This is a genomic window from Amycolatopsis alba DSM 44262 (genome assembly GCF_000384215.1).
Taxonomy (GTDB): domain Bacteria; phylum Actinomycetota; class Actinomycetes; order Mycobacteriales; family Pseudonocardiaceae; genus Amycolatopsis; species Amycolatopsis alba.
In genome coordinates, this window is the sequence record NZ_KB913032.1 from 6,325,219 (window position 1) to 6,348,663 (window position 23,445).

18 protein-coding genes are annotated in these 23,445 nt (G+C 66.9%); 11 read left to right on the forward strand and 7 right to left on the reverse strand.

Features of this window, described 5'->3' with window-relative positions:
* Positions 1-65 precede the first annotated feature (65 nt).
* From AMYAL_RS0129675 to AMYAL_RS50470, 3 genes are all read right to left on the reverse strand, one after another.
* A complete protein-coding gene (locus AMYAL_RS0129675; RefSeq protein WP_020634917.1) occupies positions 66-674 on the reverse strand; it encodes an SMI1/KNR4 family protein in 609 nt (202 codons plus the stop codon).
* 94 nt (positions 675-768) lie between these two features.
* On the reverse strand, positions 769-2,193 hold the full coding sequence (locus AMYAL_RS0129680; protein ID WP_020634918.1) for a NucA/NucB deoxyribonuclease domain-containing protein: 1,425 nt from the start codon (positions 2,191-2,193) through the stop codon (positions 769-771).
* Between the two features lie 421 nt (positions 2,194-2,614).
* A complete protein-coding gene (locus AMYAL_RS50470) occupies positions 2,615-2,890 on the reverse strand; it encodes a hypothetical protein (RefSeq protein WP_245193142.1) in 276 nt (91 codons plus the stop codon).
* Between AMYAL_RS50470 and AMYAL_RS51090 the strand changes: the two genes are divergently transcribed.
* The 3 genes from AMYAL_RS51090 (at position 2,790) to AMYAL_RS0129695 (ending at position 3,820) form a co-directional block, all read left to right on the forward strand.
* Entirely contained in the window at positions 2,790-3,035 is a 246-nt protein-coding gene (locus tag AMYAL_RS51090) for an SseB family protein (RefSeq protein ID WP_483413474.1), read from the forward strand. The two genes, AMYAL_RS50470 and AMYAL_RS51090, sit on opposite strands and share 101 nt — an antisense overlap.
* A 189-nt stretch (positions 3,036-3,224) precedes the next feature.
* Positions 3,225-3,428 (forward strand): hypothetical protein, encoded by a 204-nt coding sequence (locus AMYAL_RS50475; protein ID WP_020634920.1) that lies wholly within the window; start codon positions 3,225-3,227, stop codon positions 3,426-3,428.
* Entirely contained in the window at positions 3,425-3,820 is a 396-nt protein-coding gene (locus AMYAL_RS0129695) for a putative T7SS-secreted protein (protein WP_020634921.1), read from the forward strand. The genes AMYAL_RS50475 and AMYAL_RS0129695 overlap by 4 nt, the downstream gene beginning before the upstream one ends.
* 107 nt (positions 3,821-3,927) lie before the next feature.
* On the opposite strand, the gene AMYAL_RS50980 is transcribed toward AMYAL_RS0129695, so the two are convergent.
* A complete protein-coding gene (locus AMYAL_RS50980) occupies positions 3,928-4,305 on the reverse strand; it encodes a hypothetical protein (protein ID WP_084702174.1) in 378 nt (125 codons plus the stop codon).
* Here AMYAL_RS50980 and AMYAL_RS51095 point away from each other — a divergent pair.
* Positions 4,247-4,636, forward strand: coding sequence for a pentapeptide repeat-containing protein (locus AMYAL_RS51095; protein ID WP_425332217.1), 390 nt, complete (start codon positions 4,247-4,249; stop codon positions 4,634-4,636). The two genes, AMYAL_RS50980 and AMYAL_RS51095, sit on opposite strands and share 59 nt — an antisense overlap.
* A 592-nt stretch (positions 4,637-5,228) precedes the next feature.
* Positions 5,229-5,678: a hypothetical protein gene (locus AMYAL_RS46415; RefSeq protein WP_020634922.1), complete on the forward strand. Its 450-nt coding sequence runs from the start codon at positions 5,229-5,231 to the stop codon at positions 5,676-5,678.
* A 275-nt stretch (positions 5,679-5,953) separates the two neighbouring features.
* Here the strand turns inward: AMYAL_RS46415 and AMYAL_RS46420 are convergent, their stop codons facing one another.
* Together AMYAL_RS46420 and AMYAL_RS47870 are read right to left on the reverse strand one after the other, a co-directional pair.
* Positions 5,954-7,261: a pentapeptide repeat-containing protein gene (locus AMYAL_RS46420; protein WP_143267968.1), complete on the reverse strand. Its 1,308-nt coding sequence runs from the start codon at positions 7,259-7,261 to the stop codon at positions 5,954-5,956.
* Between the two features lie 771 nt (positions 7,262-8,032).
* Positions 8,033-11,131: an RICIN domain-containing protein gene (locus tag AMYAL_RS47870; protein WP_084702175.1), complete on the reverse strand. Its 3,099-nt coding sequence runs from the start codon at positions 11,129-11,131 to the stop codon at positions 8,033-8,035.
* Positions 11,132-11,408: 277 nt separating this feature from the next.
* Between AMYAL_RS47870 and AMYAL_RS0129715 the strand changes: the two genes are divergently transcribed.
* From AMYAL_RS0129715 to AMYAL_RS0129740, 5 genes are all read left to right on the forward strand, one after another.
* Positions 11,409-12,479, forward strand: a complete 1,071-nt coding sequence (locus AMYAL_RS0129715) for a hypothetical protein (protein ID WP_020634924.1) — start codon at positions 11,409-11,411, stop codon at positions 12,477-12,479.
* A 101-nt stretch (positions 12,480-12,580) separates the two neighbouring features.
* A complete protein-coding gene (locus tag AMYAL_RS46430; RefSeq protein ID WP_157358221.1) occupies positions 12,581-17,284 on the forward strand; it encodes a polymorphic toxin-type HINT domain-containing protein in 4,704 nt (1,567 codons plus the stop codon).
* A gap of 130 nt (positions 17,285-17,414) precedes the next feature.
* Positions 17,415-17,909: an SMI1/KNR4 family protein gene (locus AMYAL_RS46435; protein WP_167336168.1), complete on the forward strand. Its 495-nt coding sequence runs from the start codon at positions 17,415-17,417 to the stop codon at positions 17,907-17,909.
* A gap of 379 nt (positions 17,910-18,288) precedes the next feature.
* Positions 18,289-18,864 carry a GNAT family N-acetyltransferase gene (locus tag AMYAL_RS0129735; RefSeq protein WP_020634927.1) on the forward strand — a complete coding sequence of 192 codons (576 nt, stop codon included), beginning with the start codon at positions 18,289-18,291 and terminating at the stop codon, positions 18,862-18,864.
* A 281-nt stretch (positions 18,865-19,145) separates the two neighbouring features.
* Positions 19,146-19,700 (forward strand): SMI1/KNR4 family protein, encoded by a 555-nt coding sequence (locus AMYAL_RS0129740; RefSeq protein WP_020634928.1) that lies wholly within the window; start codon positions 19,146-19,148, stop codon positions 19,698-19,700.
* A gap of 295 nt (positions 19,701-19,995) precedes the next feature.
* Here AMYAL_RS0129740 and AMYAL_RS0129745 read toward each other — a convergent pair whose 3' ends face one another.
* Complete coding sequence (locus tag AMYAL_RS0129745; RefSeq protein ID WP_039794383.1) at positions 19,996-20,229, reverse strand: hypothetical protein; 234 nt, start codon at positions 20,227-20,229, stop codon at positions 19,996-19,998.
* 209 nt (positions 20,230-20,438) lie between these two features.
* Here AMYAL_RS0129745 and AMYAL_RS0129750 point away from each other — a divergent pair, with 209 nt between their 5' ends.
* A complete protein-coding gene (locus tag AMYAL_RS0129750; protein ID WP_020634930.1) occupies positions 20,439-23,030 on the forward strand; it encodes a hypothetical protein in 2,592 nt (863 codons plus the stop codon).
* The last annotated feature ends 415 nt before the right edge of the window (positions 23,031-23,445 follow it).

The following is a 23,445-nucleotide window of genomic DNA, read 5'->3' on the forward strand; positions in this document are numbered from 1 at the left end:
GTGGTGTATTCGCTGCGGACCGGCCGATCATCGGTTCGATCTGAATCATGGCGCCTGGGACAGGTCTACGACCAGATCAGTGAGCCGTCGTCGCCGATCACGGGGGAACCTGGCCGTGGTGGGGTCTCGGGTGCGGGGTGGTAGCGGTCGAGGCGCTGGGCGGTATCGGTGAGCATCGCGGTGATATTGACCCAGGGGATGCTGTGGGCGCCTGCTTGAGCCATCCAGTTCATGATCCGGCCGTGGTTGGCGCCGGTACGGAGGTCGACGGCGAGGACGGCGCCGTCGAGTCCGCGGCAGATGGGGATGAGCGCGGAGCAGTAGCCGAAGGTGGCGTCGCCGGCGGCACGCTGGTGGTGCCCGCCGGGGCGGCAGCAGTCGTCGTCGGGATACCGGCTCAGGCGGGCCCATTCGTCTCGGACCCGTGCCACCGTAAGTGGCATGTATCCGCCGGGGACGGCGAAGGCGGTGCGGTAGTCGTGTTCGTCGTCTACACCGTCCATCAGTCCCCACCACCACAGCAGGTCACGTGGCAGCTGCATCCCTAGCGCGTTCCGGGTCGCCTTGATCTGTTCGGCGGGCGCAGGCGGCCGGATGGTGGCGGCGGTGACCGGCGTGTGGATGCGCAGCCAGGCCATGATCTGCTGCCAGACCGCGTCGATACTGCTGTCCACTGTCCACACGCTCCCTGTGATCGTCCAATGGCATGGTGGTTCGCCGGGAGATGTCGTTCCGGCGAACCACCACGGTTGTCAGTGCCGTAGTTGGTTAGGGGTTGATCGGGATGTAGAACCGTTCCTGATCGTGGGGGTCAAGTTTCTGGTCTCTGCCCAGATCGAGGATGCGGTCGTTTTCCTGCCAGCCGAACAGCCGCCGTCCGGCTTCCTGGTTCTGGTCGCTGTTGACCCACCGTACCGTGTAGTCCAGCGCGTACTGGGCGCCGTCGTATTCGTTGCGCGCAGAGCCTTCATAGCTGGATGCGAAAGCGTATTCGTCGCAGTCGAAGGGGCCGCCTTCCGGTGGTTTTGGCGGCATCTTCACGGTTTTGCAGAAGTTCGTCGACACGGTGCGGTTGCGCTCGGCGCGGGCCCGGGAGTCCTCGCTGCGGGCGGACGTCAGCCGGTGCAGCGAGTCTCCGGGAGCCGACGACCCGCCCAGCAGACGCTTGCCCTGCTTCGTCGGCACGGTCGCGTCGGGGTTGGCGCGTGCCTCGTCGATGTGCACGGCGTGCCCTGCCACCCCCGCGTCGCTCTTGCGGTAAGCCATACCCGGCACGGCGCGGTCGAAAATGCTTCCCTGCTTGTCCCGCAGGTAAAACGCGCTGTCGAACCGCAGCCCGCCCTCGGGGCTGACCGACTTCAGGTCGACGTCGCGTTTCGGGGTGAACTCGTACTCGAACTTGAACACCCCCTGGGCCAGTTGCTCCCCGAACTCCGCGCCCGGCTGGTAGCCGTCAGAGAGCAGATCGAAGTAGGAGTTCGGATCCAGGCGCCACTGCGGGATGGTCGCCTTACGAGTTTCGAACTTGCCTGGGTGGCATGCCCGGTCGTTGGGGATCCCGAACCCGACCCGGTACTCGCCCGCGCATCTGACGGTGGCCTGCATCGTCGCGTTGGGCTGGTCGAATACCCCCTTCGTGTAGACGATGGTGGTGACCAGACGGAAATCGGCGAAGCGCTGCGTGGCGTTCTCCGGGTGCGACCCGATCTTGCCGTAGCCGACCACGGCACTGGTCGCGCCAATCGCACCGATGACCTGGCATCCTCTTGGCCCGCACTTCAGGTCCACCGCCCACACCAGATCGATCTGGCAGTAAGAGAAACGGTTCTTGATCCATCCCGCGTCCTGACCCGCCGTAGCGGCGTTCGCCAGGCAATTCGCGTGATTCATGTAGTCATACGGATCCGCCGGTTTACGGCCTGCGGGGAACCGGGAACTGTCCACCGCATACGGTGGATCGGCGGCCGCGATCCGCGGCTTCGCTGCCGAGGGTGCCTGCCCCGCCGCGGCGCTCGGCTGGATACCGAGCGCGTCCAGGTTTCCGTCACGCTCCAGCGTCACCCGGACGATATCCGGATTCTGTGCCAGCGCCGGATCGCGAATCACATACATTTCCGAGCGGTACGTTACGGCCTCGTTCGCTTGCGCGGGAATCGCACCCACTGCCAGTGCGGCGACGGCCCCCAGGGCCATGAGCGCATGTCTGAGACGTATCACAATCGTTGATCCTCCCCATGGAATCATGGTTTACACAGTCACGTCAGGACTGCCGGCTAAAGACTGTCGAACCGTTCACGTGTTCGACGACCGCCAACCGGGTGACGATAGTTTCATGTTATTCCAAGAATGCTGATTACGTGAGACTGATCCATGGTGCTCCATGTGGCAATCAAGGGGCGGATGTCACCGGTGTGAAATCCGTAGCCTTGTCGCCGATATTCCGCAAGGTTGGCTCGGCGGGAATAGTCGAACACCCCGGTAATTCATTCTCTGTCGCCCGCGATTTCGATGAACTGATCGGAGTGAGTGTGGTGTTCGACGGATTCCACTGATGTGCATCGAAGGGGTTGGTGTGTGGTGTTCCTTGCTGGAGTCACCGTCAGGGGCCGGGTGATCACGTGACGTCAAACCCTAGTGCGGTCCGTGCGTGCATCGTGACCGAGAGAACGACGAATCGCGTGTGGTGACCGTCATGCGTCAGATCAAGGCCGGGCAGCGAGACCTGTCCGGCCTTGATCGATGTGTTCGCCACTGCGACGGTCTTCGCCCGGCGGCTGCGGCGGACCGCGTTGCTGGTGACCGAATTGGGCGACCGAGGGCGGTGGACGGTGGTGTTCTCCTCGCTGGAGCGGCTCGCGATGCACGCAGGCGAATGCGACTCCTTGTCCACGACGGGAGACGATTTTATGGAATTAGTGCCCGAGGGGGTCGCGGCGATGCTCGACCCCGACGACGAACACCGATTTCCAGTGTTTTCGAAAGTTCTTCCTGTGGATTCCGTAGCGCGGATGTGGGCTGGGAAGTCGCGGGACTAGGGAACGTCTGGTCCGATGAGCGCCGGGCGATGTCAGGGGAGGGAAGACGAGGGGTGGATGGTCCGGGTTTTCATGTGGAGCTGACGTGCTGGAGAGCGCGGCGACGAGCATGAGCGAGATCGTGGACGACCAGGAGGGATTCGCGCTGCGCGGCCTGGCGGTGAACCGTCGCTGTATGGGCATGACGGGGTGCACGGGGCGCTGGCGGAGTTCTGCGGGCGGTGGAGTGTCGGACTGGACGCGCTGGCGGATCGCGCTCGCGATCTCGGGGGTCTGCTGGGGACGGCGGCGAAGGCCTACCGCGAGGTCGAGCACACCAACCTCGCCGCTCTGAAAGCCGATCCCGGGCTCAGCTTGGTCAGCCCGCCGCCCCGCGTCGGGAGTGGCCGGTGACCGTCGCCGAGCTCGGGCAGTCCGAGGATTCGAAAGCGCTGATGCCGGGGGATCCGGACGCGGTGTTCGAGAACGCGCGTGTGTTGCACGAACGGGCCCGCGACGCCCTCGCCGCGGGGGACGCGCTGAAGCGGATCGACACCGGGGCGTGGCAGGGCTCGTCGTCGAACCAGTTCCACGACGATCATCAGACCGGGGTCCCGCGCTGGGGCGCCGCCGGTGACTTGCTGGACAACGCCGCGCTCGCGCTCACCGATCTCGCCAACTGCCTGGCCTGGGCCCAAGCCCAGGCCGCCGAGGCGATCGCCCAGTGGAAACAGGGAGATGCCGACACGCAGCGGGTGGTCGAGGCGCACGGCCGTGCCGCTGCCGAGGCCGACGCGCCCGCCTGAAGACCTGACCCGACCGGGACAGGCCGCGCCCGATGGACGATGCGCTGGAAGCCAGTGATCAACGCGTTCGCCATCGCGTTTGATGACCGCTGGTCGGGAGCCAAAACCTACTGATCAACAACGCCGGAACCACCGATCACGGGACAGACCCGCCAGGCAGCGATCCAGCCTCGCGACGGTCGTGTCGCAGAACGGGATGCTGATGTCCGCACCGGAGATCGTGGTGACGTCGTCGGACAACGTGACCCGCTTGTCTCTGCGGCCCTGGACCTGCGCAGGACCCGGCCGACCGGGGTCAGGACGAGTCCGGTGCCGAGCCCGATGGTCGCCCACACGCCCAGCGCCGCGCTCCAGCACCAGCCCCCGGTGCCGGTGGTGGACAGCGCGAGCGCGCCGGTCAGGCCGGCGAGGTGGGTTCCGCCGCCGGTGAGCTTCGGCGGCGCAACGTTCACCCGCGGCGCGACCTTCACTGCCGCGACGTTCACCGGCGCCGCGTCCTTTAATCAGACAGTGATCTCTCGCACGATGCGGTTCAACCAGGCCGCCTTCGTCGGTGGCATCCCCGTCATCAATCCGAGGCTTGCGAGAGGATCCTCTTCACAGATGTCATCCTCACCGCGCCTTCGCCAGGCACGGGTGGCCACCTCGGCATCATCGTTGATCGCGCCGGGAAACGTGCAGCGGAGGACAGCTGAACCGTGTGCGATGCAGTGCGCGGATTCGGCAGCTGAGATGCCGAGGCTTGCTGTATGCACGTCACGTTGCCTAGTCCCGGATGGTTGCCCGAGGCCGCGCCGTCACCCGGACGATTGCTAGGGGTTGGCCCCGGTGCACATACACCATGGCACTCGCGAAGTACTCGGCCCTCGCACGCCGCGCCAGACTTCCAGTGAGACGACAGCAAGCCTTGCCTCCGCGATTACGGCGACGAGTGTATAGACGGCAGCGGACGGTGATGAGTAGGCGGGAAAGATTCCGTCGACCTGCCCTTCATGCGTGCCGACACCTGATTCGCGGCAGCGTTCCTGTCACCCAAGTCGGTGACGTTGGTCCGATAACGGGCTCTCGATGAGGATCACTGACGGCCACGACCGCCTCCTGCGCAATCACGTCGTCACAGGGCAACGTTTTGGCCCGCATCTGGCCCCGTCGTAGACGGACACGGGCAGCGTCTCGGTGCCTTGGTGAAGCTGTGAGTCCAGCCGCTTTCGTCACCGTCGTGGTGCCTTGCCTCGGTCGACTCGAGGCGAGTCGCCGAAGATCGGGGCGTCCGAGGTACGGGCGACACTTGTGGTGACGACACTTGCGTTCGCCGCTGCCTCGGCCGTGCTTGTCCGCCTGCCGGTAACGAGCCCGTCGGGGGAGCCGACATCGAGCAGGAAAGCCCGCGCACAAAGGAGAGTCGTCTATGTCGAGCAAGGGTGCCGTCATCGGAACGAGCGCGGCCGCTGCCGTGCTCCTGGTTGGTGGCGGCGTAGCCGCGGCGATCACCTTGTCGGCCGACGACACCCCGCCCGTGCGGCCCGGCCTCACGGCCAAAGGAGTCGTCGCCCTGTCCAAGGACGTCCACTACAGCCGGGAACAAGGCCGCTGTTTCGCCGACAACACTCAACAACCCGACATCCGCGAAGGCGCCTCCGTGACGGTCCGGGACAGCGCCGACACGATCGTCGCCGCCGGTGTCCTCGAATTCGGTGCGATCTCGCCGTTGAACGTCTCGATTTGCGAGTTCAGGTTCCGCATCTCCGGAGTACCGACCGGCTCAAAGTTCTTCACCGTCGCGGTGAGCGGCAGTAACCCCGCGACCGTCTCGGCCGACGACCTTTTCGGCCCCGGCGTGGTGCTTCGGCCGAACTAAGCCGCTCGTCGACGGGGACCGGCCGGGGCCGCTACGGCTACGACGCCGCGCTCAGAACGCTGAAGAAGGCCAGCGGCGGCTGGACGCTGCACGACCTGCGGCACTCTGGGCTGACGCACAACGCCGAAGACGGCCAGGACGTCACCCACCTCATGGTCGAAAGCGGACACCGGGACATCCGCAGCGTCGTCCGCTACGGCCGCCGTCAGTCGACGCCGCCCAGCGCACCGCCTAAGAAGCCCGCGCCCGCCACGCCGGACGAGCGCGATAGCACGTCACCTGGTGATGTCGTGCTCCACAGCCTGACCGGCTGCTGCTTCACCTGTCGCATGGGATCGACCGGTACGGGGCATTAGCTGTGCCCACACCTGCTTCGCATCTCGTGGCAGTTCGACGGTCCATCCGTGCGGCCACGATGAACCCTCGAAATCCGGGTTCTTGGGGTCAACTCGAATACGTGCCCCAGAAGCCGCAAATCCCGCGTCGAACGTCGTCTTATTGAACGTGGCACGGTGAGTGAAAGTCACCCTGTCGAACACGGCGTCGTCGGTGAAGGTCGCCTTGTCGAACACGGCGACGCTGATGAAGATCGCTCTGTCGAAATCGGCGACGTCGGCGAAGGTCACCCCATCGAACGAAGCGACGCCGGCGAAGGTCACCCCGCCGAATGCGGCCTCGTCGGTGAAGGTCGCTCTGTCGAACCAGGCGCCTCCGGTGAACGTCGCCCCGTCGAAATCGGAGTCGCTGGTGAACGTCGCCCCGTCGAACACGGCGTCGGCGAACGTCGCCCCATCGAACACGGCGCCTCCGGTGAAGGTCGTCCTGCCGAACACGGCTTGGCTGATCCGGCAGCCGGCCAGGTCGAAGTCGATGAGCGTGGCCCCGGTGAGGTCGAGATCGATGTCTTTCCAGAAGGTCTTCGCGGGATGTTTCGACTCCGGGACTCCGGGTCTCAGGTGCGTGAGCAGAATGCGCTGAGCAGTGAGACGGACTTCCCGTTCCTGTCGGGCGTCGCTGTCGAGTTCGGCCACCCTTGGTGGCTCGGACTCGTCCCTGCTCGCAGCGCGCTGTCGGGACGCTCCCCGGCCAGGGGCCAGGGGGCGGTGGATCCCAGGCCGGTTCCGGGGCCGGGGCGCACCGGGCAGCTCGAAGGGGGCGCGTAGGTAGGCGCAGATCACGTCGACCACGACCTGGCGGTGGTCGGGGTTGTCCTGGGCGACGCGTTCGAGCGCGTACAGGCCGCCATGGCGGACCGCGGGGCTGTCGGAGCCGAGCTGCTCGACGGCCTTGACATACAGCTCGGTGAGCCGCCGCTCGGCGTTGTCGTGCTCGGTGGACCACTGACGGCGCCCGGTGAGCACCAGCGCCACCACACCGCCGGTCCCGGCTCCGACCGTGAGACCGACCTTGATCAGCTCGATCTTGTTCTTCTCGTCGCTGCCTGGGTCGACGAGCAGCAGCAGTGTCGTCACGGCGGCGGCGGCGATCAGCGCGACCGGGACGACGATGACCACGATCGCCCACCACCACGTGCCGCCGCGATCCCGCCACCGTCGTCCCAGCGCGGTCTTCGCCCCACTCATCAGCTTCACTCCTCATAATCGTCGGCGGAGCGATGATGGCCAGCACGGCGGGATCGCTCGGATGGATTCGTCGGTCACACACACGAGGGCGAGCCGTCGGCGAAACCCCGCTCGAACCTGGCCGCGAAGCCCGTTGCCCGGATTTCCGGCAACGGGCTCCAGCCTCCTCGCAGGACTTCTGGCGGCCCGGCTATAACCGGGGTTCTCACCTGGTCTCCGGCGGCCGAACCGTCTTTGCCGGACAGCGCCACTAGTGGGACTGTCCGGCAGACATCGCCGCCCGATCCTGTCGACGTCGGCCACGAAGATCAACACGGGCTCGTCGTCTAAAGCTGCGCAGTGATGTGCGGGCAGGATCGACCTTCTTGGTACTCGCCGGGGTAGGACTGCTGCAGCTTCTGCCATCACGGGCGGCTTCGGGGCTTCTGCGGAGTGGTCGTCCGGCAATAGTACGGAAGTCCGCGCGCAGCACCTCGGTCGCGTGGGTGCCGTACCCGTGACGCTGGAAGTCGTCCTCGATCCCGATCTCGTGCACCAGCGCGGTTCGGCAGAAGCTGGCTCGGCTGTTCGGGACAACCGTGGCCGTTATCGCCACTCATCACCGGATCAGGACACGTGGCGTGCGGCCCTATGTCACTGGTCGCGCGGGACGGGATCGGTGGTGCGGGCTGGCTTGGCCCGGCTGGCGTGCTTGTGACGGTCAGTTCCGTGGTGGTGATCCGGCGGTGTGGGTGCTGGCTCCACGTCGTGGAGCCAGCACCCAGTGCAGGGTTACGGGGTGGTGTTGATCTGGATGGTGTTCCAGCGTTGGTTGGGGTTGCCGAGGTCGGCCCACTGGCCTATGAGTGTGGCGTTGGCGGTGCCGTTACCGAGGGCTTCGGTGATTTTGGCGGAGTGGACGCTGCGCAGGGCGAGGGTGCCGTTGGCGGCGGTGGTGAATTCCCATTGCTGGTTGGTGCCGTTGTGGCAGGTGTATTGGACGAGTGGTGTTCCGTTGTTGTAGTCGGGGGGCAGGTCGAGGCATTTGCCGGAGTTCTGGTTCTTGAGGGTGTACTTGTTGTCTCCCAGTGGGGCGAGTTTCCAGATCTGTTTGGGGCTGGCGAGGCAGTCCCAGAGTTCGGTGCCGGCGCTGTCGCGCAGGGCGTCCTGGCCGACGCCGGCGACCTGGATGCACCGTCCGGCGTTGGCGTTCTTGAGCTCGATCGAGCCGGGGGGCATGGTGACGGTTTTGTAGTCGATGGTGCCGCCGCCGTCGTTGCTCCAGTCGATGCGTCCGTTCTGGAAGACGTTGCGGCGGCCCTTGGGGAGTGGGAGTTCGTCGGTGGTGGGGTAGCCGAGGTAGGACTTTTCGGAGCCGAGGGTGTCCCATTTGGCTCGGATGTTGCCGTAGATGGCGTGGGCGCCGGTGGCGGGGTGCCAGTAGATGGCGACGCCGGTGCTGAAGTTGATGTATTTGCCGACGCCGTCGGAGGTGGGTGTTTCGTCGCCGACGGGGAAGGTGACGAACCCGGCTTCGTAGCCGAGTTCGGCGTATTTCCGGTGGATGTCGCCGGTGACGGCGCGGACTCCGTGGAAAGTGGTGCGGTAGAGGGAGCCGGTGGAGAACCGCTGGAAGACGCCTCCTTCGGCGGCGAAGCTGGTTGCTTCGCCGGTGGGGTAGCCCAAGGGGCCGGTCTCATAGCCGAGGGCGGCGAACTTGGTGTGGAGGTCGCCGGTGATGGTGCGGGCGCCGGTGGCGGGCATCCAGTAGATGGATCCGCCGGTGAACCGGTTGTACTGACCGCCTGCGGTGCCGAAGGCGGTTTCGTCGGTGGCGGGGTAGCCCAACGGTCCTGTCACGCCACCGGACTTGCTCCAGGTGTCGCCGATGACGCCGTGGACCTCGTGGGCGCCGTTGGCGGGGCTCCAGAGGATGGACAGGGGGTAGTAGCTTCCCTGGGCGTTGGTGATCTGGAGGACCTGGCCTTTGCCGTCGGAGGTGGCGGTCTGGTCGGTGAGCATCCCGCCGAGTGTCTTGGGGCCGCCGAGGGCGAGGAGCTTGTCGAGGACCGGTCCGTTGTAGACGGGGTGGACCTGGGTGGTGGTGTAGCGGGTGAGGTAGAGACGGCCTTTCTCGTAGGCGCGGTAGCCGAGGTTGTCGGCGTCCAGGACCGGGTCGGCGATGGGTTTGCCGAGGTTGGCGCGGACCTTCTCGTCGCGGGTGTAGCGCAGGTCGAACGGTGTGGGCGGGACGGGGGTGTCGACCTCCCAGGTCTCGCCGCGCCCGCCTTCTGGGTGGAGGTAGAGTCCGGATCCCTTCGGGCTGAACAGGAGCAGAATGGGGTGGAGGCACCAGGTGGCCTCGGCTTTGAATTCGGGGGTGCCGTCGGTGGGGGCGACGGTGACGTAGGCCTCGGTGGGAACGCCGGCCGGTGTCGGCTTCTTCTTGTCCCAGCGGACGTAGTTGTTGGGGTGGGAGACCGACTGCAGGGAGAAGCAGGCGGGGTCGGCCAGTCCGGGTTCGATCTTCCATGCCTGCTCGGGGTGGCTGCCGGGTTGCCACTGGGTCAGGGTCGCGCGGCCGTTGGAGTCGGTGAGGTAGGCCTCGTCCATGGTCGCGGTGAGGGTCCGCAGTGACTGGGTCAGGTTCTGGTCCTGGCCGATGCGCAGGAATCGTTCCCGGTCGATCGGTGTTCCGGCCAGCGCCGCGTCGGCGGCGGTGACCAGTGCCGTGTGCACGCGGCTTTTGACCGCGCGGGTGCGGATCTCGGTGATCTGGCGGACGTATTCCTCGTCGCGTTTGCGGAGTTCGTTGTCGATGTCGCGCAGGTGGGCGTCTTTGGCGCCGTGGTCGATGAAGGCTTTCCAGTCGGCGGGGTTGCGGCTGCGGACGGCGGTTTCGGCGGCGCCGTGGACTTCGGTGTCGCGTTTGGCGCGGCTCCAGATCTCGATGACGAAGTCGTGGTCGCTGAGGTTGATCAGCGCCGTGTCGTCACGGATGCCGAGGGCGTGCCAGGCGGCGTTGGCCTTGGCTTCGCGCGCGAGCGCGGCGGCCTTCTCCGCTTCGGACTTGGCTTCGTCTTCGCGGACCAGCCGTTGGACGTCCTTGCTGTGTTCGTCGTAGATCCCGACGGTCAGGAAGGCCCACTGTGCGTCGGCGGTGCCGCGCAGCGCGGTCCGGGCGGCTTCTTTGACTGCGGTGTCCTTGCGGTTGTCGGCGTTGAGGTCGAGGTGGACGATGAAGTCGTGGACCGACTTCGACAGGATCGTGTCGTCGACCGCGACACCGAGTAGCCCGGCGGCTTTGGCTTTGGCGGCGCGTTCCTCGTCCTGGCGGGCGCGGCGTTCGACGTTGATGGCCTGGTCCTGGGTGTTGGCTGCGGCCATGCCGGTCTTGATGAACGTGGTGCAGGCGTCGTCGCTCTCGCCGAGCGCGGCGACGGCGGCGTCCTTGACCTTCCGGTGCTCGGGCTCGAGTGGCTTCTGCTTGTCGAGGTCGTCGGCCGCGTAGTACATCGCGGCGGTGAAGTTGCGGTCGGTGAGGATCAGCAGCTCCGGTCCGGCCACGATGCCGAGAATGGCGGCGGCCTTGCCTTTCTCGGCATCGGTCGACTGCGCCAAGGTGGCCTTCGGCGCGGCCGGTACCGGCTCTGCAGGGACACCGGGCGGTGTGCCCACAGTCAGGGGGACCGTGGCCGGCGGCGCCGTGGCCGGTGGCGGAGCGGGATCGGGAGCCGTGGTCGTGCTGGGGCTGACGTCGGGCGCGGCGGTGGCCGGCGCGGCGGTGAGCGTGCTGAACGTCATGACGGCCGCGGTGAACATCGCGGCCGTCATTCCCGCGTGTTGCCGTGGCGGGCGGGAGACCGCCGCCGATCTACCGGAACGTCTCATAGTAATTCCCCCTCATGATGGAATCGCGAATCGAACAAATGGAGTATTACCGCTGGCGAGAATCGCGTTTGTCGAGCGTGAAGAAAACGCGATCCTGACGAGAACTAGCGTCCGTGGCGAATTGTGGTCAACAGGTGTGGACAACTGAAACATAGCCGTGATCAACTGCCGGACATTGCTGTGATCGGCGTCACGTTTCAGTGGGTTCGCTTCTCGGGGGTGTCATAGTTCCCCTGCCGTGTGTTGTGATCATGCGGCTACTGGGGGGAGTGGGGCCGTGGGGAAGTTCGCCGCCGGTTGCAGGGCGCTCGCGATCGGGCTGATCATCATGCTTTCCTTTGCTGGCAGCGCTTCTGCCGCAGACGTTCGCGAGGGCCAGGTGCGGGTCGCGGGGGTCGAGCAGTCGCCGTGGTATCCGATGGTGCGCCAGATCGCCCTCTATCACGGGGAAACCCTGGTTCGCGCCTCGGCTTGGCAGGCCATCTGGTCTGAAGAAGGCGAATCCGCGCTCCAGCAGTTCGTGCTATCCGGATTCCGCGAAGCGCGGGAACGGGCCCAGCAGAATTCCGCGCGCAATCGTGATTTCGTGCAGCGGGTCTTGTCGACCTATACGGCCGCTTATTCGCCGCGGGTCCACGCCGCAGCGAAACAAGCCTCACTCGGAAGTGACGCGGACCGGGATCGATTCGTGCGCACCGGCTTCGCCGAAGCCAAGGCACTCGACACCGCCGCCCGGGAATCCGACGAGCAGCATCGGCAGGTGATCGCGCAGGCCGAGCGTGACTATGTGCGGCTGCTGGCGGAGTCCGATCCGGGTGAGCAGGTCCGGCTGGCCGCACAGCACGCTCTGCGGCCGGGAAGCACCGACGCCGATATCCGCGAGTTCTATGCCACCGGGTGGATGGCGGCGGCGGCGCTGGACGTGGAGATCTTCCGGCTCCGCACCCAGGACGCGGGGATCCGGTACCACGCGGTGATCCCGAGGCTGGTGGCCGACGCCGAGGCGGCGGAGTTCGAGGCCCGCAACGCAGGTGAGGCGGCCGCGGAACAAGCCCGGCTGGTCGCCGCCCGTGCCTGGGCCACCACGCGGGAGAAGGCGGAGGAAGCACGCCAGGCGTGGGAGGTCGAACGGCTGCTCTGCCTGCAGCAGGCGCTCTACTGGCAGACGGTGAAAGACCGCGCTGCCGTGGAAACCGATCCGGCCTGGGCGGCGATTGCGTCGGGTGCGGAGAAGCAGCGCGGCGGCTGGACGACGGAGACGACGTTCGCCGGCGACGAAGCCACCCGATGGGACGGTACCCGCGAGCAGGCCCAGCAGGGATACGACCGGATGACCACCCGCCCCTGACCGGCGGACGTTTTCCTCGCCCGCCGCACCCGACATCGGCTGGGCGTTTCAGACACGAGTCCTTTCGATGGTGGGGGTGTGCTGTGCGGATGCCGAGACGGATGCGTCGTGCGAGACAGGGAGTCCTGACCGGCCGCTGGTGCCGGCGCACCGTGGTCATGGCCCTCGCCGCGGCGTTGGTGGCCGGGGCAGCGGGGCCGGGAAGCTCCGTCGCCGCGCTCTCCGCGCCCGGCGCACCTCACGGCCAGTGGCAACCACCTGCCGGCACCGCCGCGACCAGCGAGCGCCCGCCGACGGCGTCGGGGCCGGAAGGGAACCCGGAACAGGACGCCCTGCTGCGGCAGATGCAGCTGGACCTGCTGGCCGACATCGCCGCGTTCGACGAAGACGAGGAAGTCCGTGCCGCCGCCCGCGACACCCTGCGCAAGACCGAAGCGGGCGACGCCACCGCGATCCCGGTGTTCTTCGACCACGGCCAGCAGGACGCGAAAGCGGCGGCGAGGAAACGCAAAGCCGACGCCGACGCCAACAACCGTGCCGTGATCGAACCGCTCGCGGGCACGGGCGGCCCGGTGTTCAACGCCGCGGTCACCCGCGCCCTGGCGGGCAACGCCTACGACCGGGCCGACTTCCTGGCCTTCGGCCGTGACATCGCCGCCGAACAGGACCGCCGTGACGGCGCGTATGACAAGGAACTGAAGAACCGCCGGCGGATGCACGTCCAGACCGCCGCCGACCGCGGCACCCCGGAGGTGTCCGCGGCGGCGAAGGCGGCACTCGCCGCCGGTGACGCGGCGATCGAGGAGTTCCTCAAGACCGGTTATCTCGCCGCGGCCCGGCGTGACGCCGACGCGCGGGAGCGGTATCTGGCAGAGCTCGAGCAGAAACGCAAGGACGCGGTCGCGGCGTCGGACCTGGCGCAGCGGACCGCGCGGGCGATGCGCGCCCGGACCAACCTGCTCACCGCGCACGCCGACGGGGTCAAAGCTCTCGAACGCACCGCCAACGACATGACCACCGCGGCGAACATCTCCCGCGAGACCGCCCGCCTGCTGGCCTCGGATCAGGCCGGGCACAGCTACCACCCGGAGTTGTATCAGCGGGCGAAGGACGATGTGGCCCGCGAGGTCGGCCGGGCCGTGACCGATGCCCGGGCCGCGCAGTCGGCGTCCGCGGGGGCGAAGACGCAGGTCGACATTCTGTTGCAGAACGGGATGCCGCACGGCGCGCAGTGGGCGAAGGTCGTGGAGGGCATGGCCGCCGCCGCGGACGCGGCGAAACACGCCACCGAGACCGCCACGCACGCCATCGACGCGATCCACGCCGACGCCGCGGCCACCGACGCCGCGGAGAAAGCCAAGGCCCATCAGGAAAACGCCCGGCAATGGCTGCTCAACGCGCAATCGCACGCCGCCTCGGCTGCGCAGCTCGCCCAGGCCGCGAAAGATCAGGCCACCGCCGCGGCGGAAGCCGCCGAGCTGGCGCGCCGTGCCCGCGTCGACGCCGAAGCCGCACTGACCAGCGCCCGCGCGCACGCCGCGAACGTCCGACAGGCCCGTGTGGACGCCGAACGCGAACGTGACGTCGCCGCCGCGAAACGCCAGGAAGCCGAGCAGTGGCGCCAGCAGGCCGCCGCGAAACGGGAAGAAGCCGAAGCCAAGCAACTCGAGGCCGCCCAGCACCGTGACGCCGCGAAACGCGACGCCGAGATCGCCCACCAGAAACGCCTGGACGCCGAAGCCCAGCAGGGCATCGCGTCCGGGAAACGCAGCGAGGCCCAAGCCCAGGAACAGATCGCCGCTGACGCCGCCGGTGACGCCCGCGCCCAGGAGAAGATCGCCCGCGACGCCAACACCAGCGCCCGCACCGAGGAAGCCAACGCCTTCCAAGCACGGGACGAGGCCGCCGCGATCGCCCAGTCCGCCGATAGCGCGGAGAAGAAGGCCACCGCCCTGCAAGGGCTGGCGCAGCGGATGCAGCAATCCACCGACGTCACCCAGGCGGACAAAGACAAAGCCTGGGCCGCAGCCCGGCAGGCCCGCACCGATGCCGACATCGCCAAGGGCGCCGCACAGACAGCCCGTAAACACGCGGACGACGCCCAGGCCGCCGCGGGCCGTGCCCGCGGTGCCGCGATCGAGGCCGACGCCGCCGCCGGACGGGCCCGAGCTCACGCGGACGCCGCCCAGTCCGCCGCCGCCCAGGCACGTGCCGCCGCACGTGAGGCCGAGGTGGCCGCGGAGAACGCCCGTAGGGCGGCGAACGAGGCCCAGGCCGCCGCCGCGCGCGCCGACGTGGCCGCCACCATCGCCGAGCGAGAAGCCGCAGCCGTGCACGCCGACGCGCTGCGCGCTCGCGCGTCGGCGGAGGAAGCGACAGCCGCCGAGGCCCGCGCGGCGGAGAACGCGCGCAACGCCGCGAACCTCGCCCAGCAGGCCGCAGTCGAAGCCGCCACCACGCTCGATGCTGCCCACCGCACCCGCGACGAAGCCAACGCCGCCGGCGTCGAGGCAGCCACCGCCGCCACCCAGGCCGGCATCGCCGCCCGCTCCGCCGCCGCGTCGGTACAGTCCGCGGCCGGTATCGCCGCCCCGGCCGATCAGGCCATCACGATCGTCAGCCCCTTCACCGGTGCCGACATCGACGCCGACTTCATCGTCATGGTCGCCAACCGCGCCAAGGACGTCGGGGACACCCAGGTCAAAGCCGCCCAAGCGGCCGCAACCGACGCCGCCGACCAGGCCCAGCGCGCCGCCGACGCGGCACGCGCCGCCGCCGCTGACGTCGCCCCCGCTTACCAGGCCGCAGCCGCGGCGGCCAATTCCGCGGCCGAGGCCGCCCGCTCCGCCGCAGCGGCACAACAATCGGCGGCCGAGGCCGCCATCCACGGTGCCGCGTCACGGAAAGCGGCCGCCGACGCCGACGCCGTCGACGCCGGTGCCCAAGCCGACGCGCAAGCCGCCCGCGCAGCGGCAAATCAAGCCGCGGCCGACGCCGCCCTCGCCGGACGCCTCGCCGACCAAGCCGAAGCCGACGCCCACGCGGCCCGCCAAGCCGCGGACTCCGCCACGCGCGCGGCGAACGAGGCCAGCGCCGCCGCCACCCGAGCCGAGAAAGACGCGGCCGCCGCGAATGACGCCGCCAAACAGGCCCAGCTTGACGCCGACGCCGCCCGCGAATCCGCCGACCGGGCCGCGGAACACGCCCGCGACGCAGACGAAGCGGCCACCAACGCCGAAAACTACGCCAAAGACACCGAGGCCCGCGCGGGCAACGTCGAGCAGGTCTCGCGTGATATCCAGGCCGAGCTGGCCCAGATCCAGGAACAACTGAGGCTGGAGAACGAAGCCCGGCAGCGACAGGAGGTGGAGCAGGCGATCGCCGACGACAGCGACATCCCCGAGCTCACCCCCGACGAAGCCGCGGCACTCCGTGACGAGAGGGGCCAGGCCGGCGTCGACGAGTACAACCGCGCCCGCGCCGAAGCGAACAAGCCACTGCTCGGCTTCATCGCCGACCAAGGCGGACAGATCATCCTCGACATCATTGGCTATACCGACGCCAAGAAGTGCTTCACCGAAGGCGACTTCATCGCCTGCGTCATGACAGTCATCAACGCCCTGCCGATCCTCAAGATCGCGTCGGTGCTCAGCAAGATCCCCGATGCCGTCTCCGCCGTCGTCCGCATCGTCAAAGGCATCCGCAGCTTCAAAGACGCCGTCGTCGCCGGCCGCCGAACCACATCCAACCTCCGCGACCTGATCCGGCAGTTGCTCAACTGCCGCCGAACCGTCGGCAACAGCTTCACCCCGGACACTCTCGTCCTGCTCGCCGACCACACCCGAAAACCGATCAAGGACATCGTCGCCGGCGACCAGGTGCTGGCCACCGACCCGGCAACAGGGCGCACCGACACCAAACCGGTCACCGACATCATCACCGGGACAGGCGAAAAGCACCTCGTCGACCTCCGGATCCAGGGACAGGGCGGGACCGACGGCACCCTCACAGCCACCGACGGGCACCCCTTCTGGGCCGAGAACCACAGAAAGTGGGTCGACGCACGTGATCTGCGATCCGGCGACATCCTCCGCACCGACACCGGCACCACCACCGTCACCGCGATCACCACACGCACCGAGACCCTCGCCGTCTACAACCTCAGTGTCGCCGACCTGCACACCTACTACGTCATCACCGCAGGCACCCCCGTTCTGGTCCACAACCAGACCGCCTGCAAAGTCATCGACAAGGAAAAAGAGATCAAGACTCCCCAGCCCAAGGTCGACCCCCGTCCTGGGCCCAGGCTCAACCTGATCAAAGACAAGAACCGCATCGCCGACTGCTCCAACGGGCGGTTCCCTGCCGACGTGCCGGTCAACGGGCCCCTGGAGAACTTCACCTACCTGGGCTCTCCCGCCCAGCGGGCAACCAGCGGAACCACCTGCATCACAAAAATCGTCCCGCGGTTCGGCGATCCCGCCACCCCGGTCGGCTGGGACCCGAGCGTTACACATCGCGGCCACCTGGTCTCGGCGATGTTCTCCGGATCCAACTCTTTGGAGAACATCGTCCTCCAGTACCACGCGGTCAACTGGTCAGACGTCAAAATTATCGAGCTCGCCGTGAAACGCGCACTGCAGACGAACAAGCAGATCATCTACAAAGTCTGGGTGCAATACGCCAGCCCCACCGCGCATCTGCCGCAATGGATCTTCATCGACGCCATCGGATCAAGTGGCTTCGAATGCAGTGCCACCATCGAGAACATTCCAGGTGGCGCGTTATCCAAGCAACGATGCTAGCTGCTAGAGTCGGCCCGCCACGTCACGCTGCGGAGAAAGCGCGAACCTCATGTCATCTCAGTCCGCTGTCGACAGGATCGTCCAGCTCGTTGACTGGCAGGGAGAGTTTCAGCCTGCTCGGGACTGGTCAGTGGTGGAACGCCAGTTGCGGACCGCACTGCCGTCGGACTACAAAGCATTATTGTCGATATTTCCCTCCGGAATGTACCGGGACACGGTCTGGGTGACGAACCCGACCCAGGGAAAAGACTACTGGCAGAAATTTCAGGACTACATACGAGAAACCCTGGAAGCCTTCGCTGACGAAGACCTCGAGTATCTCGAGGGAACTGCTTACCGCGTCTTTCCGGAGCCGAACGGGCTTCTGCCATGGGGACACGACGGAGCCGGTGGCATCTTCTGCTGGATCGCCCGCGGCGACAGCCCGGACGACTGGCCGACCGCCTACTACAGCCCGGGGGACTACGAGTGGACCGAACACCCAGGAGGAGCGGCGGACCTCCTGGCCGACGTGCTGACAAGCCAGGGGACCGACAACATCCTCCGATGGGATCTAACTGACAAGCCCGCGATCTTCCGGGTGCACTCGATCTATACCGCTGAAGGCTGGGTACCAGTGGAGTAACGCGGCTGGATAGCGCTCTCATCCAAGCCCTGGAATATATTCGGGTCTGGCAAACGAGTGGCTCTGGCTCGTAGTCGGTGGTGACGTGGAGCAGGATCGGGCGGCCTTCCATGCGGGCCCACTCGACCGGCACTACCTCCGACACTGGTGTTCTCGAGAGCGCCATGCCGTCGGAGTGGATCCCGAGATGCCGCGGGAACCACTCGATCCGTGCGGGAGCGGGCGGTCGGCTGCCTCGCGCTAGCCTTACCGTGAGCGATTGGAGCCTCTGGTGTTCCTACAGTCTGTGGCCGCTGGCGACGGCCTTGTCCCGGATGTCGGCGATCAGCGAGCGGACGTGCGTGTGCGGTTGCTCCGTGCCGGTGAGGGAGCCACGGCAGTGGCGATCGCGGCGGCAGCCGGGATACCTGGTCTGGTCGCGGGCGGGGATTTCGAGGCGGCGCTTGATCTGTCCGGTGGGCGGATCGAGTTTCCCGGTTTGCCGGGGATGCTGGGCTGGTGTTTCGGCGCGCTGGTAGGCGACCGTCTGGTCGGCGTCGTGTATGCGTGCACGCCGGTGGATTTCGTTCTCTCGCACCGGGGCGAGCAGCGTGCCTGGCTCGCCCGGTCGGTCGTCGAGATCGAGATCGTGGCGGTCGAGGAGGGTTTCCGCGGCAGTGGTGCGGGGACGGCGTTGCTGCGCCATGTCGAGCGGTTCCTCGGCGAGCGGGGTGTGGAGGTGTTCGTCGCGAAGGTCGACGCGTCGGACATGCCGGTGATGCGGTGGTACCGGCATCGTGGCTATCGCGTCGCCGACGCCGGGGAGAGCTGTCTGCTCGTCACTGCGTCCGGGGCGACCAGCATCGACGCCGGACCGGCTCACGCTCGCCGGTGGCGCCTCGCTATCAAAGCGCCAGGAAAGGCTGTCGTGCGCGGCCTGCGTGGACTTCGGCTGGAGCCAATTTCTCCGGCATAGACCCGGTACTGCGGTTACCGGAATCCGGCGAGGTCGCGGACGTACCGTTCCCTGCGATGCCTGGTGACCGGATGTCAGTTCTGTTCAACGTCGGCGGACGGGCAGTTGGCTGATCTGCGGTCCGTCGGCGATGCCCGCGTGGGTCTTCATCGACGCTGTAGGCTCCAGCGGCTTCACCTGTTCCGTCGAGATCCAGAACGTCCCTCAAGGAAACGCGACGAAGATCCGATGCTGACAGCCGAACATCACGCCACCCGAACCAGTCAGCTTTGGGAAGATCGATGACCCACGCCGAAACCCCGTCTCGTGTCGACGACATCGCCAGACTCCTGGGCTGGCAGGCGCAGTTCACACCTGAAAGGCCGTGGGCAGTGGTGGAACAGGACCTGGGTGTCACGTTGCCCTCAGACTACAAAGAGCTGCTCACCCGTTTCCCAGGCGGGCTGTTCCGACAGATCGTGGTCAGCAGCCCCGTTGCCAATGATCAGGCCTGGGCGGAGTACAAATACGCCCTCGACGAACTGCTGCAGATCCTCGGCGACGAGGACCTCGAGTACCTCGACAACGTCGACTACACCCTGTACCCCGCACCCGGTGGCCTGCTGCCGTGGGGAACTGACGGCCAAGGCGGAACGTTCTGCTGGATCACCGGCTCCAGCGATCCCGACCAGTGGAGGATCGCCTACCACGACCAAAGCGCGGACCAGTGGCGTGAACATGCAGGCCCGACCACTGAACTCCTCTATGAAATCCTGACCAATACCGGACAGGAGAACCTGCTCCGCTGGGACTTCACTGACCTGCCCGTGGAATACATCCCGTACTCCTACCGCTAGCGGAGCCGGAAACCCTTTCCGGTAACCACAGAAAGGCCAGCATAGCGGCGTCAGCGTGAACAGCCCTTCGCGTCCGGTATCGGCGGCGGAGACCGCACACCAGACCTACACCAGGCCTTCAGAACCGTGACCAGGTCACCCACAGCTGGCAGACCGTCGACTGTGTCTACGTAGACCGCGACCTGGCCGAGAGGCCGGGTGACAGATACCTCGACCACCTTGTCGTGGGAAGTGAGGTCTGGTTCTGGTGGGTGGCGCAGTGTCTGTGAGTGGATTCCGTGGCCGTCCTGGCGGGTTACTGGTTGGGGGCTCGGGTTCTGTCTTGCATTTCCAGTAGCCGCAACGCGTGTGCGCTGGTGGTGACTTTGTTGCTGGCGCGGAGCCGCATGACCTGGGTGACGACCACCTGGGTCGCAGTGAGCGCGACCGCGACGAGTGCCACGATGACCACACACCAGATCGGTAAGGCTGTATTGAGGGCCGCACCGCCAGTCACGGAAGCGAGCAGCGCGATCGGTTTCGAGCCCATCACCACCACCTCTCGTGTCTTCGCCGCCGCGTGTCGGCCAGCGTGATTACACGATGACGGCGTTCGCGGCGTTGGTCAGCACATCCATTGAGTACCGCGCAGACGTGGGCGATGAATGCCCCGGTCGCCTGACACGCTGAGACGTGTCGGGATGGGTGTCAGGTGGGTGCCGAGGCCGGCCGTGGCAGCTTCGGTGGGAAACTAGGGTGATGGTGCAGTCGGACCTCCTTGCCGGTCAAGAACTCTGCGCGCTCCTGACCGGGTACAAGGACCGCTCCGGCCTGACCTACGAGAAACTCGCCGAGTTATCGTCGTGTAGCCGGGGAACGGCCGAGAACTACATCGCCAAGCCCGGTCATCGGCGTTCAGAGAACATCCTCGACCTGCTGCTCACCACCCTCCACGTCACCACGGAGGAACGCGATGAGGTGCTACGTCTGAATCGGCTCAGCAGGTCCCGCATGCCTGATCTGGCGACAGTGGACTGGGCGGTGGAGGCGACCGAGGCCGACTGCACGGTGTGGGAGGTGAAGCAGTTCACGCCCGCCGAGGCGACTGTGCACCCCGCGATCCGCCGCGGCCACGGTCTCGGTACCACCACGAATGAGCCCTCATCGCCTCCCTCGTATGTGCTTCGGGACCATGACGCGCTGTTGAACGCGGATCTCAGGGCCGCGGCCCGCGGTGAGCTGGCGGCGATGATCGCGTTGCGCGGCGGGCCGTCGACGGGGAAGACCCGGTCGCTGTTCGAGGCCGTTCACGCTCTCGGGCCCGGTTGGGCTGTGATCCGCCCGCGGTCGGCGGCGGCGCTTCGCGGCCTGGTTAAGTCCGGCCTGCTGCACCGGCGGAGATGCGTGCTGTGGCTGAACGAGCTGCAGACCTTCCTCGGCCCCAACGGGACGGGAATGTCGCTGGATGTGCTGCGCGACCTGTTCGCTGTCAGCGACGATCGCGACGCAGGGAAGCGCCGACACCGGCAGCCTCTGGTCGTGGTGGCGACGTTGTGGCCGGAGAAACTCCGCGACGCGACGGCTTCTGATGAAGATCTCAGCGACAACCGTGACCTCCTTGTCTCCGCCAACCAGTGGGTGCGCTGGCACGACATTCCCCGTGACTTCACCCGCTCTGAACGCGACACAGCCCGTGCCCTGGTAGCCAGTACCAGTGACGACCGCCTCGCAGCCGCCCTCGACAACCCCGACAGGATCGGATTTGCCCAAACCCTTGCGGGCGGGCATGAACTCCTCCAGCACTACCTCACCGCGCCGAACCACATGGACCAGCTCGTCCTGGACGCCGCCGGTGACGGGCGACGCCTCGGCCACGCCAGCCCCCTGCCCCGGCCTTTGCTGCGCGACATCGCCACAGCCCTGTGGAGGGAGGAACGTGGCCAGACCAGCCCGCCCGCCGGCTGGTTCGACACCGCGATCGCCCACGCCACGCAGGCCCTGCGTTCCACCCAAGGCGTCCAAGCCCTCATCCCGCTCGATGACGTGGATTCCAGCGACACGGACGCCGAGCACGCCACCTACGAACTGGCCGACTATCTCGAGCAGTACCTCCGCCACACCCGCCGAACCCGACCCGTCACCGACGCGGCCTGGGACGCGCTGCGTCGACACGCCACGCACACCGCCGACGTCGCCAGACTCGCGCGAGCTGCGACTAGTCGGGGCCACTTCCAACATGGGGAGGCGCTCTATCGATCCGCAGGTACCGCTGAGGCGCTCACTGAACTCGCTCGATGGCGCGCGGCGCGACCGGGACAGGAACTGGAAGCGGAACGGGCCTTCCGGGACGCGGTAGTCACGAGCCATCCTCACTGCCTCGTCGAGTTTGCTCGCTGGCTGTCGAGTCAACCTGGCCGCGAGGATGAGACTGAAAAGCTGTACCAGGAGGCCATCGCCGCCGGCGCCCCAGGGGCGCGGACCGAGTTCGCTGGCTGGCTGAGGGAGCAGTTGGACCGCGAGGACGAGACTGAGCTGGCCTATTGGCACGCCGTTACCGGTGGTGACCCTTCCGCGCTCGGGGCCTTCGCCAGTTGGCTGGAGGAGCAACCTGGCCGTGAGACGGAAACAGAGCACTTCTATCGAGAGGCCGCTGCCACCGGACTTCCCGATACGCGCACCTGGTTTGTGGTGTGGCTGTCGAGACAGCCTGGCCGCGAGGACGAGACGGAGCAAGCTTACCGGGAAGCTATCGCCGCACGCGACCTGATGGCGCTTACGGCGTTCCTCGGTTGGATACGCGAACAACCCGGCCGCGAGGGCGACGCTGAGCGGGCACACCGGAGTGCTATCGCGGCCGGCCACTTTGGCGCGCTTGCGTGGTTCGCTCTGTGGCTGGAGGAGCAGCCTGGTCGCGATGTGGAGATCGAGGGGACCTTCCGAGACGCGATCGCTGCCGGCCACCGCCACGCTTTCAGTTCGTTCCTGTTTTGGCTGGGGGAGCAGCCGGGCCGTGAGGACGACATCGAGCGTGTTCATCGCGATTACATCGCTTCCGGCGACCTCGAGGCCTTCACCTCGTACGCTGGATGGCTGGCCAAACAGCCCGGCCGCGAGAAAGAGACTGAACGGGTCTACCAGGACGCGATCGCCACCGGCGACCCCGATGCGTACAGCGAGTTCGCCGAGTGGCTGGCAGCACAGCCCGGTCGAGAGGATGACACCGAGCGGGTCTATCGAGACTACATCGCCACCGGCCATCCCTATGCACTCACTGCGTTCGCAGGTTGGCTCGGCACACAACCCGGCCGAGAGGACGACAGGGGGCGGTTAGTTCGCTTCGGCCTGGCCTAAAGGCTGTACCTATGACCTGAGCCTGAAGTGGCCTAGTGTGGTCCACATCGTCATATGTTGCGATGGGATGGGTTGTTGTCGATGGCGTGGTGCAGCGCGCTCAGGTCCTAGCCTGGTTCTTCCGCACGACCTCCCTTTCGTGACAACGTAATGAGTCGCTGTACGCCAGCACTAGACCACGAGCCCACAACGTCACTGTCCGTTGTGGACGATGTCCGCAGAACGTCAGGGCATGACAGAATCGCGGAGTCACAAAAAAATTCGCCCGCGATGTCGCTTGCGCCAGTTCGCGCCGGTTGAGTGCAGCCTCGGCCCAGCCACGCGCGGATGGCGCCCCCGAGCGGAACTGTGTCGCCGTAGATCACGCTTGCCGTCAGCCTTCCATCACGGTAATTCCCCTGGCGGCCTCCAGGCA

What these genes read in the sequence shown, in the direction of transcription:
- AMYAL_RS46415 (WP_020634922.1), top strand. Translation starts at nt 5,229, where the DNA reads ATGTCGAGCAAGGGTGCCGTCATCGGAACGAGCGCGGCCGCTGCCGTG.
- AMYAL_RS47870 (WP_084702175.1), bottom strand. Translation starts at nt 11,131, where the DNA reads ATGAGACGTTCCGGTAGATCGGCGGCGGTCTCCCGCCCGCCACGGCAA.
- AMYAL_RS0129745 (WP_039794383.1), bottom strand. Translation starts at nt 20,229, where the DNA reads ATGGGCTCGAAACCGATCGCGCTGCTCGCTTCCGTGACTGGCGGTGCG.
- AMYAL_RS0129680 (WP_020634918.1), bottom strand. Translation starts at nt 2,193, where the DNA reads ATGGCCCTGGGGGCCGTCGCCGCACTGGCAGTGGGTGCGATTCCCGCG.
- AMYAL_RS0129750 (WP_020634930.1), top strand. Translation starts at nt 20,439, where the DNA reads ATGGTGCAGTCGGACCTCCTTGCCGGTCAAGAACTCTGCGCGCTCCTG.
- AMYAL_RS46420 (WP_143267968.1), bottom strand. Translation starts at nt 7,261, where the DNA reads ATGAGTGGGGCGAAGACCGCGCTGGGACGACGGTGGCGGGATCGCGGC.
- AMYAL_RS46430 (WP_157358221.1), top strand. Translation starts at nt 12,581, where the DNA reads ATGCGTCGTGCGAGACAGGGAGTCCTGACCGGCCGCTGGTGCCGGCGC.
- AMYAL_RS0129740 (WP_020634928.1), top strand. Translation starts at nt 19,146, where the DNA reads ATGACCCACGCCGAAACCCCGTCTCGTGTCGACGACATCGCCAGACTC.